Annotated in this window: 20 protein-coding genes; 11 read left to right on the top strand and 9 right to left on the bottom strand. The window is 61.3% G+C overall.

Annotation, left to right across the window (positions count from 1 at the left end):
* Nucleotides 1-114, top strand: a 114-nt coding sequence (locus tag ACPYOJ_RS24820; RefSeq protein WP_481418645.1) for an SDR family oxidoreductase, incomplete at its 5' end; no start/stop codon positions are given.
* 69 nt (nucleotides 115-183) lie between these two features.
* Here the strand turns inward: ACPYOJ_RS24820 and ACPYOJ_RS24825 are convergent.
* Together ACPYOJ_RS24825 and ACPYOJ_RS24830 are read right to left on the bottom strand one after the other, a co-directional pair.
* Nucleotides 184-390, bottom strand: a complete 207-nt coding sequence (locus tag ACPYOJ_RS24825; protein WP_481418619.1) for a hypothetical protein — start codon at nucleotides 388-390, stop codon at nucleotides 184-186.
* A 266-nt stretch (nucleotides 391-656) separates the two neighbouring features.
* Nucleotides 657-827, bottom strand: coding sequence for a hypothetical protein (locus tag ACPYOJ_RS24830; RefSeq protein ID WP_481418620.1), 171 nt, complete (start codon nucleotides 825-827; stop codon nucleotides 657-659).
* 191 nt (nucleotides 828-1,018) lie between these two features.
* Between ACPYOJ_RS24830 and ACPYOJ_RS24835 the strand changes: the two genes are divergently transcribed.
* The 9 genes from ACPYOJ_RS24835 to ACPYOJ_RS24875 all read left to right on the top strand — a co-directional run bounded on the left by ACPYOJ_RS24835 (nucleotide 1,019) and on the right by ACPYOJ_RS24875 (nucleotide 9,561).
* The gene (locus ACPYOJ_RS24835; protein ID WP_481418621.1) at nucleotides 1,019-1,690 is read left to right on the top strand and encodes an FCD domain-containing protein; all 672 of its coding nucleotides are present in this window, start codon (nucleotides 1,019-1,021) and stop codon (nucleotides 1,688-1,690) included.
* Between the two features lie 21 nt (nucleotides 1,691-1,711).
* The gene (locus ACPYOJ_RS24840) at nucleotides 1,712-3,157 is read left to right on the top strand and encodes an MmgE/PrpD family protein (RefSeq protein ID WP_481418622.1); all 1,446 of its coding nucleotides are present in this window, start codon (nucleotides 1,712-1,714) and stop codon (nucleotides 3,155-3,157) included.
* Nucleotides 3,158-3,212: 55 nt separating this feature from the next.
* The gene (locus ACPYOJ_RS24845; protein ID WP_481418623.1) at nucleotides 3,213-4,181 is read left to right on the top strand and encodes a tripartite tricarboxylate transporter substrate binding protein; all 969 of its coding nucleotides are present in this window, start codon (nucleotides 3,213-3,215) and stop codon (nucleotides 4,179-4,181) included.
* Nucleotides 4,182-4,230: 49 nt separating this feature from the next.
* A complete protein-coding gene (locus tag ACPYOJ_RS24850; RefSeq protein WP_168830084.1) occupies nucleotides 4,231-4,710 on the top strand; it encodes a tripartite tricarboxylate transporter TctB family protein in 480 nt (159 codons plus the stop codon).
* A complete protein-coding gene (locus ACPYOJ_RS24855) occupies nucleotides 4,710-6,206 on the top strand; it encodes a tripartite tricarboxylate transporter permease (protein WP_481418624.1) in 1,497 nt (498 codons plus the stop codon). Before ACPYOJ_RS24850 ends, ACPYOJ_RS24855 begins: the two co-directional genes overlap by 1 nt.
* Nucleotides 6,203-7,573 carry an MmgE/PrpD family protein gene (locus ACPYOJ_RS24860; protein WP_481418625.1) on the top strand — a complete coding sequence of 457 codons (1,371 nt, stop codon included), beginning with the start codon at nucleotides 6,203-6,205 and terminating at the stop codon, nucleotides 7,571-7,573. The genes ACPYOJ_RS24855 and ACPYOJ_RS24860 overlap by 4 nt, the downstream gene beginning before the upstream one ends.
* Complete coding sequence (locus ACPYOJ_RS24865) at nucleotides 7,570-8,343, top strand: SDR family NAD(P)-dependent oxidoreductase (protein ID WP_481418626.1); 774 nt, start codon at nucleotides 7,570-7,572, stop codon at nucleotides 8,341-8,343. The genes ACPYOJ_RS24860 and ACPYOJ_RS24865 overlap by 4 nt, the downstream gene beginning before the upstream one ends.
* A gap of 104 nt (nucleotides 8,344-8,447) precedes the next feature.
* Nucleotides 8,448-9,008 carry a chromate transporter gene (locus ACPYOJ_RS24870; RefSeq protein WP_481418627.1) on the top strand — a complete coding sequence of 187 codons (561 nt, stop codon included), beginning with the start codon at nucleotides 8,448-8,450 and terminating at the stop codon, nucleotides 9,006-9,008.
* A gap of 1 nt (nucleotide 9,009) precedes the next feature.
* Nucleotides 9,010-9,561 (top strand): chromate transporter, encoded by a 552-nt coding sequence (locus tag ACPYOJ_RS24875; protein WP_481418628.1) that lies wholly within the window; start codon nucleotides 9,010-9,012, stop codon nucleotides 9,559-9,561.
* On the opposite strand, the gene ACPYOJ_RS24880 is transcribed toward ACPYOJ_RS24875, so the two are convergent.
* The 3 genes from ACPYOJ_RS24880 to ACPYOJ_RS24890 are packed head-to-tail and all read right to left on the bottom strand — an operon-like array spanning nucleotide 9,558 to nucleotide 12,768.
* Nucleotides 9,558-10,571, bottom strand: a complete 1,014-nt coding sequence (locus tag ACPYOJ_RS24880; protein ID WP_481418629.1) for a PdxA family dehydrogenase — start codon at nucleotides 10,569-10,571, stop codon at nucleotides 9,558-9,560. The two genes, ACPYOJ_RS24875 and ACPYOJ_RS24880, sit on opposite strands and share 4 nt — an antisense overlap.
* A complete protein-coding gene (locus tag ACPYOJ_RS24885) occupies nucleotides 10,568-11,680 on the bottom strand; it encodes a tartrate dehydrogenase (RefSeq protein ID WP_481418630.1) in 1,113 nt (370 codons plus the stop codon). Before ACPYOJ_RS24885 ends, ACPYOJ_RS24880 begins: the two co-directional genes overlap by 4 nt.
* Before the next feature lie 11 nt (nucleotides 11,681-11,691).
* Nucleotides 11,692-12,768, bottom strand: a complete 1,077-nt coding sequence (locus ACPYOJ_RS24890) for a tartrate dehydrogenase (RefSeq protein ID WP_481418631.1) — start codon at nucleotides 12,766-12,768, stop codon at nucleotides 11,692-11,694.
* A gap of 153 nt (nucleotides 12,769-12,921) precedes the next feature.
* Between ACPYOJ_RS24890 and ACPYOJ_RS24895 the strand changes: the two genes are divergently transcribed.
* Entirely contained in the window at nucleotides 12,922-13,881 is a 960-nt protein-coding gene (locus tag ACPYOJ_RS24895) for an alpha/beta fold hydrolase (protein WP_481418632.1), read from the top strand.
* Nucleotides 13,882-13,940: 59 nt separating this feature from the next.
* Here the strand turns inward: ACPYOJ_RS24895 and ACPYOJ_RS24900 are convergent, their stop codons facing one another.
* The 4 genes from ACPYOJ_RS24900 to ACPYOJ_RS24915 all read right to left on the bottom strand — a co-directional run bounded on the left by ACPYOJ_RS24900 (nucleotide 13,941) and on the right by ACPYOJ_RS24915 (nucleotide 18,413).
* Nucleotides 13,941-15,011, bottom strand: a complete 1,071-nt coding sequence (locus ACPYOJ_RS24900; RefSeq protein ID WP_481418633.1) for an isocitrate/isopropylmalate dehydrogenase family protein — start codon at nucleotides 15,009-15,011, stop codon at nucleotides 13,941-13,943.
* A 13-nt stretch (nucleotides 15,012-15,024) separates the two neighbouring features.
* Nucleotides 15,025-16,125 carry an AbrB family transcriptional regulator gene (locus ACPYOJ_RS24905; RefSeq protein WP_481418634.1) on the bottom strand — a complete coding sequence of 367 codons (1,101 nt, stop codon included), beginning with the start codon at nucleotides 16,123-16,125 and terminating at the stop codon, nucleotides 15,025-15,027.
* Nucleotides 16,126-16,141: 16 nt separating this feature from the next.
* A complete protein-coding gene (locus ACPYOJ_RS24910; protein ID WP_481418635.1) occupies nucleotides 16,142-17,557 on the bottom strand; it encodes an MmgE/PrpD family protein in 1,416 nt (471 codons plus the stop codon).
* 169 nt (nucleotides 17,558-17,726) lie between these two features.
* Nucleotides 17,727-18,413 (bottom strand): FCD domain-containing protein, encoded by a 687-nt coding sequence (locus ACPYOJ_RS24915; protein ID WP_481418636.1) that lies wholly within the window; start codon nucleotides 18,411-18,413, stop codon nucleotides 17,727-17,729.
* Nucleotides 18,414-18,546 lie beyond the last annotated feature (133 nt).

Consider the following 18,546-nt stretch of genomic DNA (forward strand, 5'->3'; position numbering starts at 1 on the left):
TATGGTGATCCGCAGGAATATGCCGACGTGGTCGCCTTCATGGCGAGCAGCCGCGCTTCCTATCTGACGGGCTCCGTTATCCGTGTCGACGGCGGCCTGATCGCGAGCGTCTGAGGAAACGGTCATGCTGGTCGACCGGGAAAACTTGCCCGCCGTCCCCAGCATGCGCCCCGGCGCGTCACGCTACGGTCGACGAGCTGCGCTTTTGAGCTCGTCGATAAGACCGGTGCCTCGCTCGACCGTATTGCCGCCGAGGTCGAGGAAATCAGTCGGCATGTGGCAGCGATCGTCGAGGCGGCGCGAGAGCAGTCGGTTGGCTTGAGCGAAATCAACAATGCCGTTAATTCCATCGATCAGGGAGCGCAACAGAATGCGGCCATGGTGGAGCATCGACGGCCGCAAGCCACGCGCTCGGCCGGGAAGTCGCCGGCCTCAACGCGCTTCTCGCTCGCTTATCCATCGCCCTCTCTGAGCCGCCAACCGAGGCGGCGCGCAGTGAACGCCGCCAGACAGTAGGATCCGACGTTCGTGAAATGCGCGGGAAGATCGTCTATGCCTTCGGTGGCGCCGCCGCTCCTGCCGCTACCTCGTGGTAAGAGTTTGAAACGGTCGGAAGTCTCCAAGCGCAGCACCCTCTCGGTAGGCAGGCAGCTTAACTAGAGAGGATGCTCGCGCAGGATTTCCTGCAGCGCCAGAGCAATATCGTCTGCGCCGGATTCCGCAATCAGTGCCAACTCTGCGATGCCGCTCTCCTTTCCAAGCGGCGCGCAACCGAACCAAGGTTGATCATGCGATTGGTTCGACGAAACGAATGCCGCCAACGTCATCCCATCACAGGTCCGCATGCTGATCGACGCACGCGCCTAAGATCCCCGGTCGGCCGGCAGACCGGCGTCCATATTGATGGACCGGGGACTACATCGAACGATTCTGCACTTGTGGGCGCCGCGGTCACACTACAATAAATTGTTGACAATTGACATTCAGCATACTACACGGCTGTAAAGAGGTGGCCAAAATGACACTGAATGCAATCGACATTCTTCGATCTAACTCTCTGCCTATGTTGCTTGAGCAGGAAATCGAGCGTGTCATTCTCGGTGGCGAATTTGCGCCTGGAGATCACGTCAACGAGAAGGAGCTGGCGCTGCGCTTCGGCATCAGCCGCGGCCCGGTGCGAGAAGCGTTGCGCTCCCTGGATTCGTCCGGACTTGTTGAGCAGGTACCAAATCGCGGTTTCTTCGTTCGGCGCCTGACTGCGGCTCAGGCCCGCGATATCTATGATGTCCGTGCCGTGCTTTTCGGCCTTGCCGGAAAACTTTTGGCCGAGCGTATCACCGATGAGGGAGTGAATCAGCTCAGGGCCTTCATCGCCGAGATGGATACGGCCGTCGCCGCAAACGATTTCGAAGCATACGTCAAAATCAACTTTGTCTTTCACGAGTTCATCGTCGTCAGCGCCGGCAATCCGACGCTGGCCCAGCAATATATGACGTTGGTCAAGCAACTCCGGCTCTACCGCGCCCGCAACCTGATGCTCGGCGATTCGATGCATGCGTCCCATCAGGAGCATCACGCCATGGTCGACGCCGTCGCGGCGCGCGATCCAGCGAGGGCGTCTCTCGCCCATGCGCGGCATGTCGAAGCGGCTAAAGAGCGGCTGATGTCAACGGCCCCGAACCTAAAATAGAGAACCAGGAGATCTGAACGCGTGAATACCATATCCGACATTACGGCCCAGGCCATACGTTTGATCGAGCGCACGACCTATGCTGATTTGCCGGGTGAAGCCCTTGTCATCGGCCGCCGTTGCATGGTCGATACCTTCGGGCTCTATCTCGCAGGCAGCCGCGAGCCGTCGGTGCGGATCCTTGTCGAAGATGCACTTTCCCAAGGCGGGCGCGGCGACGCGCCACTGCCGGGCGCAGGTGCGACGAGGGTGCCGGCGGCGCTTGCCGGCCGCGTCTGGGGCACCGCCGGACACGCGCATGACTGGGACGACACACAAGTTTCCCACGATCCGAACCATGTCTACGGCTTGCTGACGCACCCCTCCGTTCCACCGCTCACGGCCGCGTTGATGGTCGGCAACACGCTTGGCAATGTCGACGGCCGCGACCTCATGCTCGCCTTCCAGGTGGGCTTCGAGGTCGAGTGCAAGATTTCCGAATGGATGACGCCGCGCCACTACCGCCGCGGCCACCATACAAGCGGTACAGTCGGCACGTTCGGCGCGGCCGCTGCGGCGGCCAAACTCCTAGGCCTGAAAGGGGACAAGCTCGCTCACGCGCTCGGATTGGCAGCGAGCTTTGCTGCAGGTATCCGCGTCAATTTCGGCACGATGACGAAGCCGCTGCATGTCGGCCGCGCCTGCGAAAACGGCATCACCGCCGCCTTGCTGGCCTCGCGTGGTTTCGAGGCCGATCCGGCAGCGCTCGACGGAACCTGGGGCTTCTTTTCCGTAATGGGCGAGGGTTTCGATGCCGAAAAGGCAAAGGCCGGATTCGGTGCGCCGCTGACAATCGTCACTCCGGGTGTCAGCGTCAAGCCTTATCCCTCCGGCATTCTTACGCATCAATCGATGGATGCCATGCTGAAGCTGGTTCTCGATCACGATCTGAAGGCCGAAGAGGTCGATCGTATCCGTTTCTTTGCCGGCAAGAATATCATCGAGCCGATCCGCTATCCGATTGCTCGCAACCATCTGCAGGCGAAATTCTCGATGCCGGCCTTGCTCGCCATGATCGTGCTGTGCCGCCGCGCCAGCCATCACGAATTCGAGGACGCATTTGTTTCCGGAGAGGCGATGCAGGATCTGCAGGCGCGCACCGACGTCATCAATGATCTCGAGATCGATGCTCTCGGCTACGACAAGATCCGCTCGCGCATCGAGGTGCTCACCAAGGATGGGCGCACGCTTGTGCAATGGGCGGACGAGCGTTATCGCGGCGGACCTTCCAATCCGGTCAGCGATGACGAACTCGATGGCAAGTTCCGCATGTGCGCCGAAGGCGTCATCGATACCGGCGCCCAGGACGAGTTGCTGGCGCTAGTGCGCGGCATCGATACCGGTGCCGATATCGGTCGTCTCATATCACTGATCAGCGGTGACGATGCGAAAAGCCATGTCGTGAGGAGCTCACCGCGGAATAACTAAGACTAGAGGGAGCGCCGTTACGGGAGAAACGGCATTTAAAAAGGGGAGAGAGAACATGAAATTTATGAAATTGCTTGGAAAAGCGGCATTTGGAATGGCCGCGATGGGCCTTCTGTGCGGTACCTCCGCTCAGGCGGACCCGCTGCCTTATCCGGCCAAGGTTGTGACCTTGGTCACGCATTCGAGCCCGGGCGGCGGCAGCGACGTTTTCCTACGCGAGATGACGAAATACCTCGGCAAATACATCGACGCCACGTTCGTCGTCGAAAATATCCAGGGCGGCAGCGGCGCCAAGGCGATGGCCCGTGTGGCCTCGGCCGACGCCGACGGCAGCGTCTTCTACGCGACAACGCCGACCTACATCTACACGTCGCTGATGAGCAAGCCGCAGAGCACCTACAAGGACATGCAGCCGCTGGTCAACATCTTCCTCGACAGCGAGGTGATCTATACGCGGACAGACGGTCCCTACAAGACGCTGCAGGATGTCATTGATCATGCCAAGAAGGAACGTGGCCGCTGGGGCGCCGCCAATCCTGCTTCGCTGGAACGTCAGGCCGCAGAGCAGCTGAAGCGCGCGGCTGGCGTGACGCCGGCCATCGTCACCCATGAGGGCGGCGGCGACATGATGTTGAATGTGCTCAACGGCACGCTTGATATCGGCATCGGCGAAATTCAGGAGGTCCGCTCGCAGCTCGATGCCGGTAAGATCACCCTGCTTGCCACGTTCAATCCGGAGCGTATTGCGGCAAAGCCGGATGTCCCCACGGTCAAGGAACTGGGCTTCGACGTCACGCTCGTGAAGTTCCGCGGCCTTGCCGGCCCGAAAGGCATTCCTGACGCAACGGCAGCGATCTGGGACGAGGCTGTGAAAAATGTCCTCGCCGATCCCGACTATCAGAAGGCTTATGCAGCCGAAGTGCTGGTGCCGCAGCTGATCGGGCACAAGGAATATCCCGGTTTCGTCGACAATTTTGCCACCACGACAGAAGAGTTCCTGAAGTCGACGGGCGCCATCAAGTAATAGGCATGGGCCGGTTCGCCGGCCCAATTTTTTACCTGAGGGCTATCTCATGAACAAAGATCTTATCAGCGGCGTAGTGTTGCTTGCGATCGCCGGCACTTACTACACATGGTCCACACAGATCGCCGACAGCACTTTGTCAGATGAGGTGGGTGCCGGCGGTCTGCCGCAGGTCCTATCCGTCATCCTCGCGATTCTGGCCGTCATCCTGATCGCCCGGGCGTTGCTGGTTGCCCGGTTGCGGACAGCGGCGGCAGCGGGCTCCGACGACGAGGACGACAACGCCCGTCTGCCGCGCGCCATCGGCTTCCTGCTGTTCGGGGCGGCCTATATCTTCCTGCTGCCCTTCGTTGGTTACATCATCGCCACCGCGCTGATGATCGGGGCCGTTGCTCTCTACGAAGGTGCGCCTCGAACCTGGGTGGTCGTCGCGGCGGCGATCGGCGGCGGCGTCTTCTATTGGGCGGTATTCGTCAAATTGCTCGGGGTCCACCAGCCGATGGGCTTGATTTTTCAAGGATTGTTCTGATGACCACGCTCTGGGACATCATCCACCTTTTGACGGAAACGCCGCTCGTTTTTGTCGCCATCGCCGGCCTCACCTGGGGCATTCTTGGCGGCGCACTGCCGGGTATCTCGGCCTCCATCACCATGGCGCTCGTACTGCCGTTCACCTATACGATGGACCCGGCCCAGGCGATTGCGCTGTTGGCCTGCGTCTACATCGGCGCCGAATATGGCGGCTCGATCCCGGCGATCCTGATCAGGACGCCCGGCACCAATTCTTCCGCCGCAACCGTCATCGACGGCTACGAGATGAACCGCCAAGGCCGCGCAGGCGAGGCCCTTGGCATCTCCCTGATGTCCGGCGTCGTCGGCAGCCTGTTTGGGCTCGCCATGCTCATCTTGCTGACCGAGCCGCTATCCTGGCTGGCGCTCGCCTTCACGCCGGCGTCCTACTTCGGTCTCGGCATCCTTGGCCTCAGCGTCATCGCCTCCATGAGCGGCGGATCGCTCATCAAGGGACTTTCGGCCGCCACCGTCGGTCTGATGATTTCGACCGTCGGAACGGACCCCATCTCCGGCGTCACGCGCTTTACCTTCGATATTCCTGACTTGCTCGGCGGTATCGAACCGGTCCTCGTCATGGTTGGCCTCTTTGCGCTCACCGAACTGATGAGCCAATCGGGCTCGATTGCCGGGACGAAGCTGAATGCCAGCATCAAGATCAAGCTGCCGAGCCTTTCGGTGATGAACCAGCTCAAGCGTTCGCAATTCATCGGCTGCGTGCTCGGACTGTTCGAAGGTCTGACGCCGGGCGGCGGGGGCTCCATCGCCGCCTTCATGTCGTATAACGAGGCGAGGCGCTGGTCGAAGACGCCGCAGTTGTTCGGCAAGGGATCGGAAGAGGGCGTTGCGGCCCCGGAAGCGGCCAACAATACCGTCGCAAGCACCGCGCTCATTCCACTCTTGAGCTTCGGCATTCCGAGCTCCAATTCCACTGCCGTTCTGCTGGGCGGGTTGCTGATGCACGGCCTCATTCCCGGCCCGCGCCTTTTCGAACAGAGCGCCCAGGTGATCGACAGCATCTATGTCGGCTCGTTCATCGCCATCATCGCCCAGATCGGCATCGGTATCCTCATCCTGCCGGCCTGCATCTGGCTGGTGAACCGACCCAGGCACTATCGTTCGGGCTTCATCTTCGCGCTGATCCTGTCGGGCATTTTCACGCTCAACAACAGCCTGTTCGACCTCGGGATTGCGCTGGTACTCGGCCTGGTTGGCTATCTGATGCGGCTGACACGCTTCCCGGTCCTGCCGATGATCCTCGGTGTTGTCCTTGGCCACATGGTGGAGTCGAGCTACCGGCGTTCGCTGGTGCTTTCTGGCGGCGACCTGATGATCTTCCTGCAGGACCCGATCTCCGTCTGCCTGTTGTCCCTCGCCCTTATTTTCGTCATCTTCTCAATCGGCCGCGAACTTCGTGATGTCCGCAAGAGTAAACTAGAGGAAGCCCATTCATGAATGTAGCCGCTCCGACATCGACGCCTGTGGCAAGCAGGCTCGCGGCCTTTGCGGCCACGTCATCCCCTTCGGCTGCGGCAGCTGCCGTCTGCCGTCGCCTCGTTTTCGATGTCATCGCACTTGCGATCGCTGCGCGCGACACGGACTATGTCCGGGCGGCTCTTTGCAGTGCCGTCGACGAAGGCTCCTGCACGGCCTTCGGTCATAGCAAGGGACTTGGTTTATATGACGCTGCCCTCGTCAACGGAACCGCCGCGCACGGCGAGGACTACGACGACACGTTCGAAGGCGGGCCGATTCATGCCGGCGCAGTCATCGTCTCGGCGGTCCTGGCGATCGCCGAAAAACGCGGCCTCGATGGCCGCGCCGTCATGCGCGGCATTGCTGTCGGCACCGAGCTCATGTGCCGCATGAGCCTGGTCGCGCCGCAGGCGACACACAAGGCAAGCTTTCACCCGACCGCCATCTTCGGTGCGCCGGCTGCTGCCGCCGCCGCCGGCGCGGCACTCGGCCTCGACGCCGCAACGATCGCGCGGGCGCTCGGCATTTCCGGAAGCCTTGCCTCTGGCATCATCGAATACCTGGCTGACGGCAGTTCGACAAAGCGTCTGCACGCCGGCGCCGCGGCACAAGCAGGCCTCCGGGCCGCGTTGATGGCCGAAGGCGGCTTCATTGGTCCGCTGACGGTATTTGAAGGCGTCAACGGCATGTATAAAGCCTTCGCGCCCTCGAAGGTCCCGGATTTCAGCCGGTTGGTGGACGGTCTTGGCAAGGACTGGATTCTCGAGACCCTCGCCTTCAAACCCTATGCCTGCGGGACGATGACGCAGCCGTTCATCGATTGCGCCAAGAAGCTGGCGGCGTCAGGTGTAAGGGCCGAGGACATCGTGTCCATTAGCTGCAATGTGGGAGAGGGCACCGTTCACCGGCTATGGGAGCCGCTTGCTGAAAAACATCGGCCGCCGAACGGTTACGCCGGCAAATTCTCGACGCCTTTCTGCATAGCGGTCGGCTTCATCGACGGAGAGGCGGGCCTCGGCCAATTCACCGGCGAGCGGGTGATGGACCCGGAAGTCAGGGCGCTAGCGGCAAAGGTCTCCTATGAGATCGATCCGAACGATCCTTATCCGCGCAATTTTACCGGACATCTCAAGGCAGTTTTGAAAGACGGGACCGTGCGCGAATTCCGCCAGCCTCATATGCGTGGCGGCGCCCAAGAGCCACTGCCCGACAGCGAACTGCTGTCGAAGTTCGAGGCCAATCTCCGCTTCGGTGGCTTTTCAGGCGGTGCGATCGAGGCTCTGCGCAACGGGCTCGACCGGGTCGCGGACGGCGGTCGTGTCGATCTCTCGGCGGCAAGAGCATGAGCGGCGCGATGCGGGAAAATCATGAACTGAAAGGCCGCGTGGCTCTCGTCACCGGCGCCTCGCGCAATATAGGCAGGGCGATTGCCCTGTCGCTCGCGGAAGCAGGATCCGCAATCGCGATTGTTGCCCGGTCGGATCGGGCGGCGGCGGAAGCGGTGGCGCGCGAAGTAGAGGCGGCGGGCAGCCCGGCGACGGTATTGCTGGGCGACGTATCGCAGGAGGAGGATGCCGCGCGGCTGGTCAGCCAGACGGTCGAGACTTTCGGTGGCCTCGATATTCTGGTCAACAATGCTGCCATCCGCCGCGAGGCACCGGTCGAGGCGCTTTCCTTTGCCGACTGGCGCGAAGTGATGGGCGTCACCCTTGACGGCGCCTTCCTCATGAGCCGTGCGGCTATCCCGCATCTGCTGACTAGCAAGCAGGGCACGATCATCAATATCGGCGGCCTCACTGCATACACGGGCGCACTGCATCGTGCCCATGTCATTTCGGCAAAAGCGGGGCTCGACGGACTGACGAAGGCGCTCGCCCATGAGCTCGGTCCGCGTGGCGTGACCGTCAACCTCGTCTCCCCGGGGATGATCGACACCAACCGCCAGCATACGTCGACGGGCCCCGAACCAACGCACCACCAGACCACGCGCACGCTGGTTGGGCGTCGCGGCACGCCGGAGGAGGTGGCCGCGGCTGTCCGCTATCTCGCCAGTGCCAATGCTCGCTTCACAACCGGACAAACCCTGCATGTGAACGGGGGGGCGTTCCTGCCTTAACGACCGAAGCGAGACTCGGTCGGAAGACGGACCACGGCCGCCAGCCGCTCTCCGAACGATGACCGCGTCCTGCGTCCCAACCCATTAGTGACGGACATTGCCCGATGTCTCTATCCGAGCCAACCTTCTCCTCTCCGCGGCCGAGCCTTCCCGCTCTGTTTTTTCTGTGCTTCAGGATTGGCGTTTTGAGTTTCGGCGGCGGCCTTTCGGGATGGATCTATCAGGCATTCGTGCTGCGCAAACAATGGATTGACGAGGAGGATTTTTCAAGCAGCCTGGCGATTTCGCAGATGCTGCCCGGAGCCAATGTCGTCAACCTAGTGATTTGCATCGGCGAGCAATTGCGCGGACCGTTGGGCGCGGTCGCCTGTGTCGTTGGTTTCCTCGTCGGTCCGTTTTTTGCGGTCATCGCGCTTTATAAACTGTTCGATCTGTTTGCCGGCTATGCACTGCTGCCGGTCATTTCCAATGGTGTCGCCTTTGCGGCAATCGGCCTGCTGCTGATGATGTGCGTTCACGGCGTTCGCCGCGCCATGCGATTTCCGCCGTCGGTGGTCATCATTGGTGTGACCGCACTTTTGGTCGGCGTGCTGCAGTGGCCGCTGCTACCGGTGGCGCTTGCCATTGCCCCGATCAGCGTCGCCATGGCCTGGCGGAGGAGCTGACATGCGTGACGGTCTGCTCATCGGCCTAGCTCTGGTTTTCATTCCGTTTTCATTGACCTCGATCGGCGGCGGCGGCGCCATCATCGCCGGCGTCCAGAACGAGACGGTCAATGTGCACGCCTGGATTAGCGCATCGGATTTCATTCATCTCTTCGCGGTCTCAAGAGCGGCCCCCGGGCCGGGGATGATGTTGGCAACAGTCATCGGATGGAAGGTTGCGGGCTGGCTCGGAGCGCTGGTGGCATCGTTGGCGCTTTTCGTGCCGTCGTCGCTGCTTTGCTACACCGTGTTTCGTTTGACGAATACACATCGTCAGAAAAAATGGCATCGCGCCATGCGCGAGGGTTTGGCGCCTGTCGGCGTCGGCCTGATCATCGCCGGCGTGATCTCGCTGTTCCGCGTGGCCGATGGCGGCATGCCCGCGGTGGTGATCGCCAGCCTCGCCGGCGCGATCCTCTATTGGATCCCGAAATTCCCGGTCTTGATCTTGCTGATCCTCGGCGGCTTGGGTGCAGCCGCAGCATCGGCCGCGCCCAATCTCCTGGGCTTCTAGGCGGCGAGCCGCTTGAATTGGACGAGCCTGCTTGCCAGCCTGATGGCGTTCTCGAATGCACCCGTATCGGCAATGCCCTTGCCGACGATGTCGAAGGCGGTGCCGTGCGCCGGCGTGGTGAAGATGGTGTCGAGCCCGGCGGTCACCGTGACGCCGCGGTTGAAGCCACGCATCTTCGTGGCGATCTGGCCCTGGTCGTGGTACATGGCAAGCACGCCATCATAATCGCCGGCGAATGCTTTCAGGTAGACGGTATCCGACGGGAACGGCCCCTCGCAATTGAACCCCCTGGCAGCCATGGCTTTGACCGCCGGGCGGATGATCTCGATCTCCTCCATTCCGAACAGGCCGTTTTCTCCGGCATGCGGGTTGAGGGCAGCAACGGCGAGCCGAGGCGAAACGATGCCGGCCTTGCGCATCATCGTCACCGACAATTCGATGGCATTCTCGATCGCCGCACGGTCGATCTGATCCACAGCCTGACGTAGCGGCACATGCGACGTGACGCGCGACATCCATTGATTGTCGAGCACGTTCATCTCGCTGAAATAGCCGCGATGGCCAAGCAGGTGGGCAAACATCTTGTGTTCGTCCGGAAAACGCCATCCGCCGTCATACATCGCACGCTTGTTCAGCGGCGCGAAGGAAATTGCGTCGACCTCGCCGGCTTTTGCAAAATCAATCGCCCGCGCCAGGGTTTCGCCGGTGATGCGGCCCGACTCGGCGCTGCCGATGCCCAGCGCATAGAGAGAGGGATCGGCATTACTCAGGTCGATGATCGGTATGGTCTTGTCCGACCAGTCGATGACCGCAGGGCTGTCATAGCGCCGGTATTCAAGGCGAACATCGGCCTGGCGCATGCCGAGGTCGAGCACCCTGATATCGCCGACCACGACGATACGGGCAGTCTCCAGCATCCGGCCGTCGTGAAGAATGCGGGCTGTCTGCTCCGGCCCGATGCCGGTGCAATCGCCTGGGGTGAGGGCGATGACGGGAAGCTCTCGGCTCATGATTGCCTCGATGTTTGAAGGGTGGGGAGGGATCTTGCCAAAAGCGCTTCGGCAATGGCCTTGCCGCAGGTCACCGTGTCGGCGCTGCCGCCAAGATCTCCGGTCCTCGAAGCGGGATTGGTGAGCACGTTCTCGATCGAAGAGACGATGGCTGCCGCTGCCTCGGGATGGCCGAGGTGGTCGAGCATCATGGCTCCGGCCCAGATCTGGCCGATCGGATTTGCAATTCCTTTACCGGCAATGTCGGGCGCGGAACCGTGGACCGGCTCGAACAGCGACGGGAAATTGCGCTCCGGATTGATGTTGCCCGAAGGGGCGATGCCGATCGTGCCGGTGCAGGCGGGACCGAGATCGGAGAGGATATCGCCGAAAAGATTGGAGGCGACGACGACGTCGAAACGATCCGGATTGAGCACGAAATGCGCGCACAGAATGTCGATATGATATTTGTCTGAGCGAACATCCGGATAGCTCTTCGCCATCTCCTCGACGCGCTCGTCCCAATAAGGCATGGTGATCGAAATGCCATTCGACTTCGTGGCAGAGGTGAGATGTTTCTTGCGCCGGCTCCGGGCAAGGTCGAAGGCGTAACGCAGGATCCGGTCGATGCCGACGCGGCTCATCACGGTTTCCTGCACGACGATCTCGCGCTCGGTGCCGGGATACATCCTGCCGCCGATCGAGGAATATTCGCCTTCGGTGTTTTCGCGCACGACGAAGAAGTCGATATCGCCCGGTTTGCGGCCGGCGAGCGGCGATGGAACCCCGGGCATCAGGCGCACCGGGCGCAGGTTCACATACTGGTCGAACTCGCGGCGGAACTGCAGAAGCGAGCCCCAAAGCGAGATATGGTCCGGCACGGCTTCCGGCCATCCGACGGCGCCGAAGAAGATCGCGTCGTGCCCGCCGATCTGTGCCTTCCAATCCCCCGGCATCATCCGCCCATGCGCGGCGTAATAATCACAGGAGGCAAAGTCGAAATGGTCGAAGGCGAGATCGATCCCAAATTTATCAGCGGCCGCTTCGAGGACGCGCAGACCCTCGGGCATCACTTCCTTGCCGATGCCGTCGCCGGCAATAGCGGCAATCTTCAGACGTTTGGACGGCACGTCGATCTCCCTTATTCATTGTCACCGAGGATGGTGGCGCACACGGCGTCCGCTACCATCTCGGTCGTGGCGGTGCCCTTGAGGTCCGGCGTGTGCAGCGACGGATCGGCGGTAACGCGTTCGATGGCACGCATCAGCCGCGCGGCCGCCGTGGATTCGCCCAGATGCTCCAGCATCATCACCGCCGACCAGAAGGTGCCGACGGGATTGGCGATTCCCTTGCCGGTGATGTCGAAGGCGGAACCGTGAATGGGTTCGAACATCGAAGGAAATTTTCGTTCCGGATTAAGGTTCGCCGTCGGCGCGATGCCGATCGAGCCTGCGAGCGCAGCAGCCAGGTCGGAGAGAATGTCGGCATGCAGGTTTGTCGCAACGATCGTATCGATCGATTGCGGCTGCAGCGTCATGCGGACTGTCATGGCGTCGACCAGCATCTTGTCCCAGGTGACATCGGGATAATCGGCGGCGACCTCACGGGCGATCTCGTCCCAGAGCACCATGCCGTGGCGCTGGGCATTCGACTTGGTGACGACGGTCAGAAGCTTGCGCGGACGCGATTGCGCCAGTTCGAAGGCAAAACGCATGATGCGGCTGACGCCGGCGCGGGTGAAGATCGAGACTTCCGTCGCCACTTCCTCCGGCAGGCCACGATGCGAACGCCCGCCCTGGCCGGCATATTCGCCTTCCGAATTTTCGCGGACGATGACCCAGTCGAGATCGTCGGCCGTAACGTCCCGAAGCGGGCTCCGAATGCCGGGCAGGATACAGGTCGGGCGAACATTGGCATATTGGTCGAATGGCTGGCAGATGGCGAGGCGCAATCCCCAGAGCGTCAGGTGATCAGGCACATCGGGCGCACCGACCGCACCGAAATAGATCGCGTCGAATGCTTTCAGGCGCTCGATGCCGCCCTCGGGCATCAGGACGCCATTGGCTTTGTAGTAATCCGAGCCCCAGGGGAAATTTTCGACCCTCAGTTCGAAGTGAGCGTCGCGGGCAGCGCAGGCCTCAAGGACGCGAAGTCCCGCAGCAACCACTTCCTTGCCGATCCCGTCGCCGGGAATGGCTGCGATGTCATACGTCTTCATGGACCAACTCCTCGCATTGACGGTGCATTTGTTATTCGCATGCCGGGATTTCTCACGATTGTCAATTATAAATTGTTGACAGTTTACCAAAAATGGGCGTGACATGACTTTATGATTTCCGGTTTCGTCGACGTTAGACAAGAGGAGAATATGATGCGGTTGCCCCCGAATAGGCCGATATCTGAAATGCCTTCGTTCTTCGAAGAGAAGGGCAAGTTGATGCACGGGTTCCGATATGAGCGCGTGCAGACCGCCGGCGCCGAGATCAACGTGGCGATCGGCGGGGAGGGACCACCGCTGCTTCTGCTCCATGGCAATCCGCTGACCCATGTAAGCTGGCACAGGATCGCGCCTGCGCTTGCCAGGAGCTTCACCGTCGTCGCAACCGACCTGCGCGGCTATGGCGACAGTTCGAAGCCTGATGGCGGCGAGGATCATTCTGGCTACTCGTTCCGGACCATGGGCGAGGATAACGCAGCCGTCATGTCGCATTTCGGCTTCGAGCGGTTCCAAGTTGCCGGACATGATCGCGGCGCCCGAGTGGCCTTCCGCATGGCCCTCGATTTCCCCAAGCGGATCGACCGTGTGGCGGCTCTCGACATCGTCCCGACGCATCATGCGCTCACCAATGTGACGCTGGGTTGGGGGCTGGAAGCCTACCATTGGTTCTTCATGGCCCAGAAGGCGCCGTTCCCGGAAAAACTGCTGACCGCCGACCTCAGCTATTACATCGACTACAAGCTCAACAAGAAAGGCGTCGGCCTCGATATCTTCAGCCCGGAAGCGATGGCGGAATATAAGCGCTGCACGACGCCGGAACAGATCCATGCGGTCTGCGAGGATTATCGCGCCACCGTCAGCGTCGACATGGCCATGGACACGGCTGACTACGGCAAGCGGACGATCGATTGCCCGGTTCTGGTCCTCTGGGGCTCCAACAGCCATTGCGGCCGCCATTTTGCGCCGCTCGACGCGTGGAAGCCCTGGGCGCCTGATCTGCTAGGCTGGGCCGTGCCGACCGGGCACTATCCCGCCGAGCAGCGGCCGGATCTCATCTACGATGCGTTCTGGAAGTTCTTCAATGGGCAGGATCCGCTACCGGCCGGTCGATGAACGCCGCGTCTTCCGTCAGCGATAAGCTCGCGGACGGAAGATCGCTTCGGCAAGACACGTCAGCCGAGGGCTGCAATAATGCCCTGCGTCATTCCGGCGGTGCCAGCGGTTCCCTTGATATCGCGTGTGCGGGTCGCGGGGTTTGAAAGTGCTGTCGCGATCGCCTTCTGCATGACCGATGCTGCCTCGACAGCTTGAGGGATCTTGCGGTTATGGCCCAGCCACTCGATCATCATGCGGGCTGACTCAATCATCGCGAAAGGATTGGCGATGCCCTTGCCGGCGATATCGGGCGCCGAGCCGTGGGTCGCCTGGGCCATGGCCAGATTGCCTTCGCCGATGCAAAGGCCCGGCGCCATGCCGAGACCTCCGACGAGACCGGCCGCTTCATCCGTCAGGATATCGCCGAACATGTTGGTGGTCACGATGACGTCGAAACTCTGGGGATCGCGGATAAGTCGCATCGCCATCGTATCGACGATGACCTCGTCGACGGCGACATCCGGGAACTCCTGCGCCACGCGGTGGCATTCTTCGACGAACATGCCGCAACCGAGTTTGAAGACGGTGTCCTTGTGAACCAGCGTCAGACGCTTCCTGCGCTGCTGGGCAATCTCGAACGCCGCGCGCGCGACGCGTGATGACCCAAGCCGGGTGATGACCCGCACCGAGATCGTCACGTCCTCCGTCGGGCGGAATTCGCCGGAGCCGGCCACGACGTTGCGGTCCGGCTGGAAGCCCTCGTTGTTTTCGCGCACGATCACTAGGTCGATGTTTTCGTGGATCGCACCCAGGCCGGGAAAGGATTTCGTCGGCCGGACATTGGCAAAGAGGTTGAAGCCCTTGCGCATGATCGGGTGCGGATTGATGGCACCCGGTACCTTAGGATAGGCCTGATGGCCAATCGGGCCGAGGATGAAGCCGTCCATCTTGGCGAGCGTCTCCATCGTACCCTCCGGAAAGGTCGAGCCGATCGTATCGAGCGCCGTCCTGCCGATCGGCATCGGTCGCCAGTCAATTTTGAGGCCGGTCATGGCTGCGGCAGCCTGGGTGACCTCGACGGCGGCGGGCACGATTTCGAGGCCGATGTCATCGCCGTTCAGAATCCCGATCACGAGATGATGTGTCATAAGAGCAGTCCTTTCAGTTGCAGGAGGCGTCGATACGGCGCGAAAGAGCTTCGAATATCCGAAGGGTGAACAGGATCGTCGTCATGACGACGGCGATGCGGGTGATCTGGAAGGCGGTGACGGTGGTGCCATCCAGATGCATCGCTGCCGCCGTCAGCACCATCTCGGTGACTCCGGCGGGCGCGACGGCGAGCAGGCTGGTCACGAAGGAGAGGCCCGTGGCAGCGGAAAGCAGCCAGGCGATGCCGGCGGCGATCGCCAACAGGAAGGTCGTGGTGACGAGTGCCGACATCGTCACCCTCGACAATCGCCCAAGCAATGAGCGTCGGAAACGGCATCCGAGCCAAATGCCGATGACGATCTGGGCGATGGTGAGAACGATCGACGGAATGGCGAAGGGGCCGAAACCGAACCCTGAAACGATGCCCGCGATGATCGCCGGCACAAGAAGCCAGGTGTTCGGCAGTTTCAGCCGCCGCGCCAGAAACGCCGCAACGGCAGCGACGATAAAAAGAGCGATCAGCGGCGCGGCGTCGGCGTGGAACGGGATCGTTACCGGCTGAATGCCTCCATCCTCGCCGAACAGCGTCACAAGGAACGGAACGATAGTGACGATCGACGTGACCCTGATAAGATGGACGACGGCGACAGTATCGCTGTCGGCGTTCTTTTGGTGCGCGACGACCGCCATCTCCGCAAGACCGGCCGCTGCGGTCGCGAAGAACGCGGTTTTGCCGTCGATGCCGGCGAGCATGCGGATCATCAGAGCCGCGACCATGGTGGCGGCGATGATGAGAACGGTCGAAAGCAACATGAAGGGCAACAGAGCTACAGTGGTGACAAGCACAGCCGGCACGAAGCGGAGCCCAATCGCCAAGCCCACGGCGACCTGACCAAGTTCCCGTCCATACGGAAGCGGTGCAATGGGAGTCCCCAAAATCGCCGCCATGCCGCAAGCCAAGAGCGGACCGAGCAGATAGGGAAGAGGCATCGCGATGCCTTTGGCGACGAAAGCGCCCGCGATGCCGATCAGGATTGCCAGACCGATCCGTATAATGGTGCGGCCGAAGACATATGTGTCGCTGCCGGTGCCTGATAGTTCCGAATTCGGCATCGCGATGTCGATCGCGTCAGGCGACGGAGATCAGGCGGGCCGACAACTCGTCGAGGGACGGCAACGCCTCGAGTCTGCGCACCAGTTCGACGATCTCGTTTGCCTTGCCTTTGGCCATGCCGGCGAATTCTGCATTCTCGCGGAATTTGTCGGCCACTTCGTCGTAGCTCATCGGGAATGCCGGGCTGCCCTTGCCGAAATCGGCGCGGCCGGAGATCCTGCGGCCGTCGGTGAGCTCGATATCGATCAGCGTCGTCATCAGATGGTAGCCCGCCGCTTCCGCCTCGTCGTCGATGACGAAATCGACCTTCTCGATCATTGCGCGTACATCTTCGCGCTCGACGGCGGCGTCGGTGAATTCGTTGAGGCCGGCACGGCCTTCGAGCAGCAGGATCGCCATGCAGAATTCCATGGAGAATTTTGCCTGCAGTTCATCCTTGGGACGATGATGGATCAGCGCGTTGGGCATATTGGAATTGGTGCCGACGCGGACGCGTTTCACCTCTTCGGCCCGGATGCCGTTCTCCTTGATCAACCGCAGCATTTCCGTCATGCCGGGATGCGTCAGCGAGCCCGATGGATGCGGCTTGATGGAAATGCCGGGATTGGCGAAAGTCCAGGGAGCGCCGAGCTTGCCGAAGATGGCATTCTGGTCATAGCCACCACCCGCAGCCGCGAAGAATCCGCGGGGCGCCTCGAGGATGCGGGGCGTGGCTGTCCAGCCGTAGGAGGCAAACTGGGCGGCGGCGACGCCGCTTTCCGATGAACGCCCGGCATGGAAGGGTTTCGTCATCGTCCCGAAGTTTTCACGCAAGCCGGCGGACTGGCTACCGGCGATGGACAGGGCCCGTAAGGTAGTGTCGACATCGAGGCCCATCAGCCGAGCGCTGGCGGCGGCCGCAGCGAACGTTCCGCAGGTAGCGGTCGCATGGAAGCCTGTCTGGTAGTGGCGCGGCGCGATCGCCTCGGCAACCTTGCACTCGACTTCAACGCCCAGATGATAGGCCAGCAGGAAATCCTTGCCCGAGGATTTGAGCACCTCTCCCATTGCGAATGCCGCCGGCAGCGCCGGAGCCGTCGGATGCGTCAGCAGGCCATAAACGCGGTCCTTGGCGACGGCGAGCTGCGTGTCGTCATAATCATCGGCGTGGATGCCAACACCGTTGGCAAACGCAGCAAAGCGAGGCGCGATCTTGCGGCCGCCGCCGATCACGGTCGCAGTGCCTCTCGCAAGCCCGAGATCGTCGAGATGGCGACGGACCAATTCACCGCTTTTGGCAACGGAACCAGAAAGAGCCAGACCGAAGCCGTCAAGTATCGATTTCTTGCCGAGCTCCACGACTTCTGCCGAAAGCTCCTCGAACTTCGTACCAACCACGAATTCGGCAACGTATTTTGTTAGAGCCACATCCGCCGCTTTGTTCTGGTCCATCCCAATTCCTCCTGTCGCATTTCTAGTGAGTAATTCTCAGGCGACAGTGCGTTGGAAATTGTCAATTGTCAACAGTTTTTCGTTTACAAAACGGACGCGAGTGGTCGATGCGCGAAGCGCACAACGCAAGCGGGAATGAATTAGGAAACGCGGCGGGACGCGCGGGCCGTCAAGGACCGGCTTGGCGGGTCCGAACGATCCCGTTGAGGATATGGGTACGGGCGGCGATCAGGCTGCGAACAGGATCGCGAGCCTCGAGCGCGTCGACGATCGCCCGATGTTCCTGGTTGGAGATCTGCAGCACGTCATGGCTCGAAAGCGCGCGGTAGCGCTGTATGTGTAGCTCGCGGACGAAACTCTGATACATGAGTTCCAGGCGATTGTTTCCCGCCATGTGAGCGATCTGCTTATGGAATTCGAGGTTGACGGGATAATAGATATGCACATCGCCGAGCTCGACGATTTCATCCATGCGCTGCAACAGAGTCCGCAGAATGGCAATCTGCGCATCGGTAATCCGCTCGGCAAGCATCATCGCCATGCAGCCGAAGACGCCGGCGCGCGCTTCTGAAAGGTCCTGGGCCTCGTCGTTGGTCAAGGCGCGAATAAAGAAACCGCGGTTCGGAATGATCTCGATGAGACCCATCGCGGCCAGGGCGCTGCAGGCTTCGCGGATCGGCCCGCGGCTCACACCCAGGCGCTGCGACAGGCCGTTTTCATTCACGCGCTCGTTCGGCTTCAGTTCACCATCGATGATCATCCGCTCGATTTCGGCCTGCACCACGTTCGCCAGCGAACGAGTGCGAAGGAAATCGATTGCGGATAGATTGGGCGGTAGGTTCGTTAAGTCCGACATGAGCAGGCCATCGTTAAGGGTCCATTGAGAAGGAGTAGGCGGTGAAGCCTGCCGGCCTGCTCCTACGACTTCCATTTATCAGCAATTCCAGTCGTTGGCGATCCTGCCGACAACCGGGACCTGCAGTCTTTAA

The organism is Rhizobium sp. SVR5-9E, from assembly GCF_056755095.1.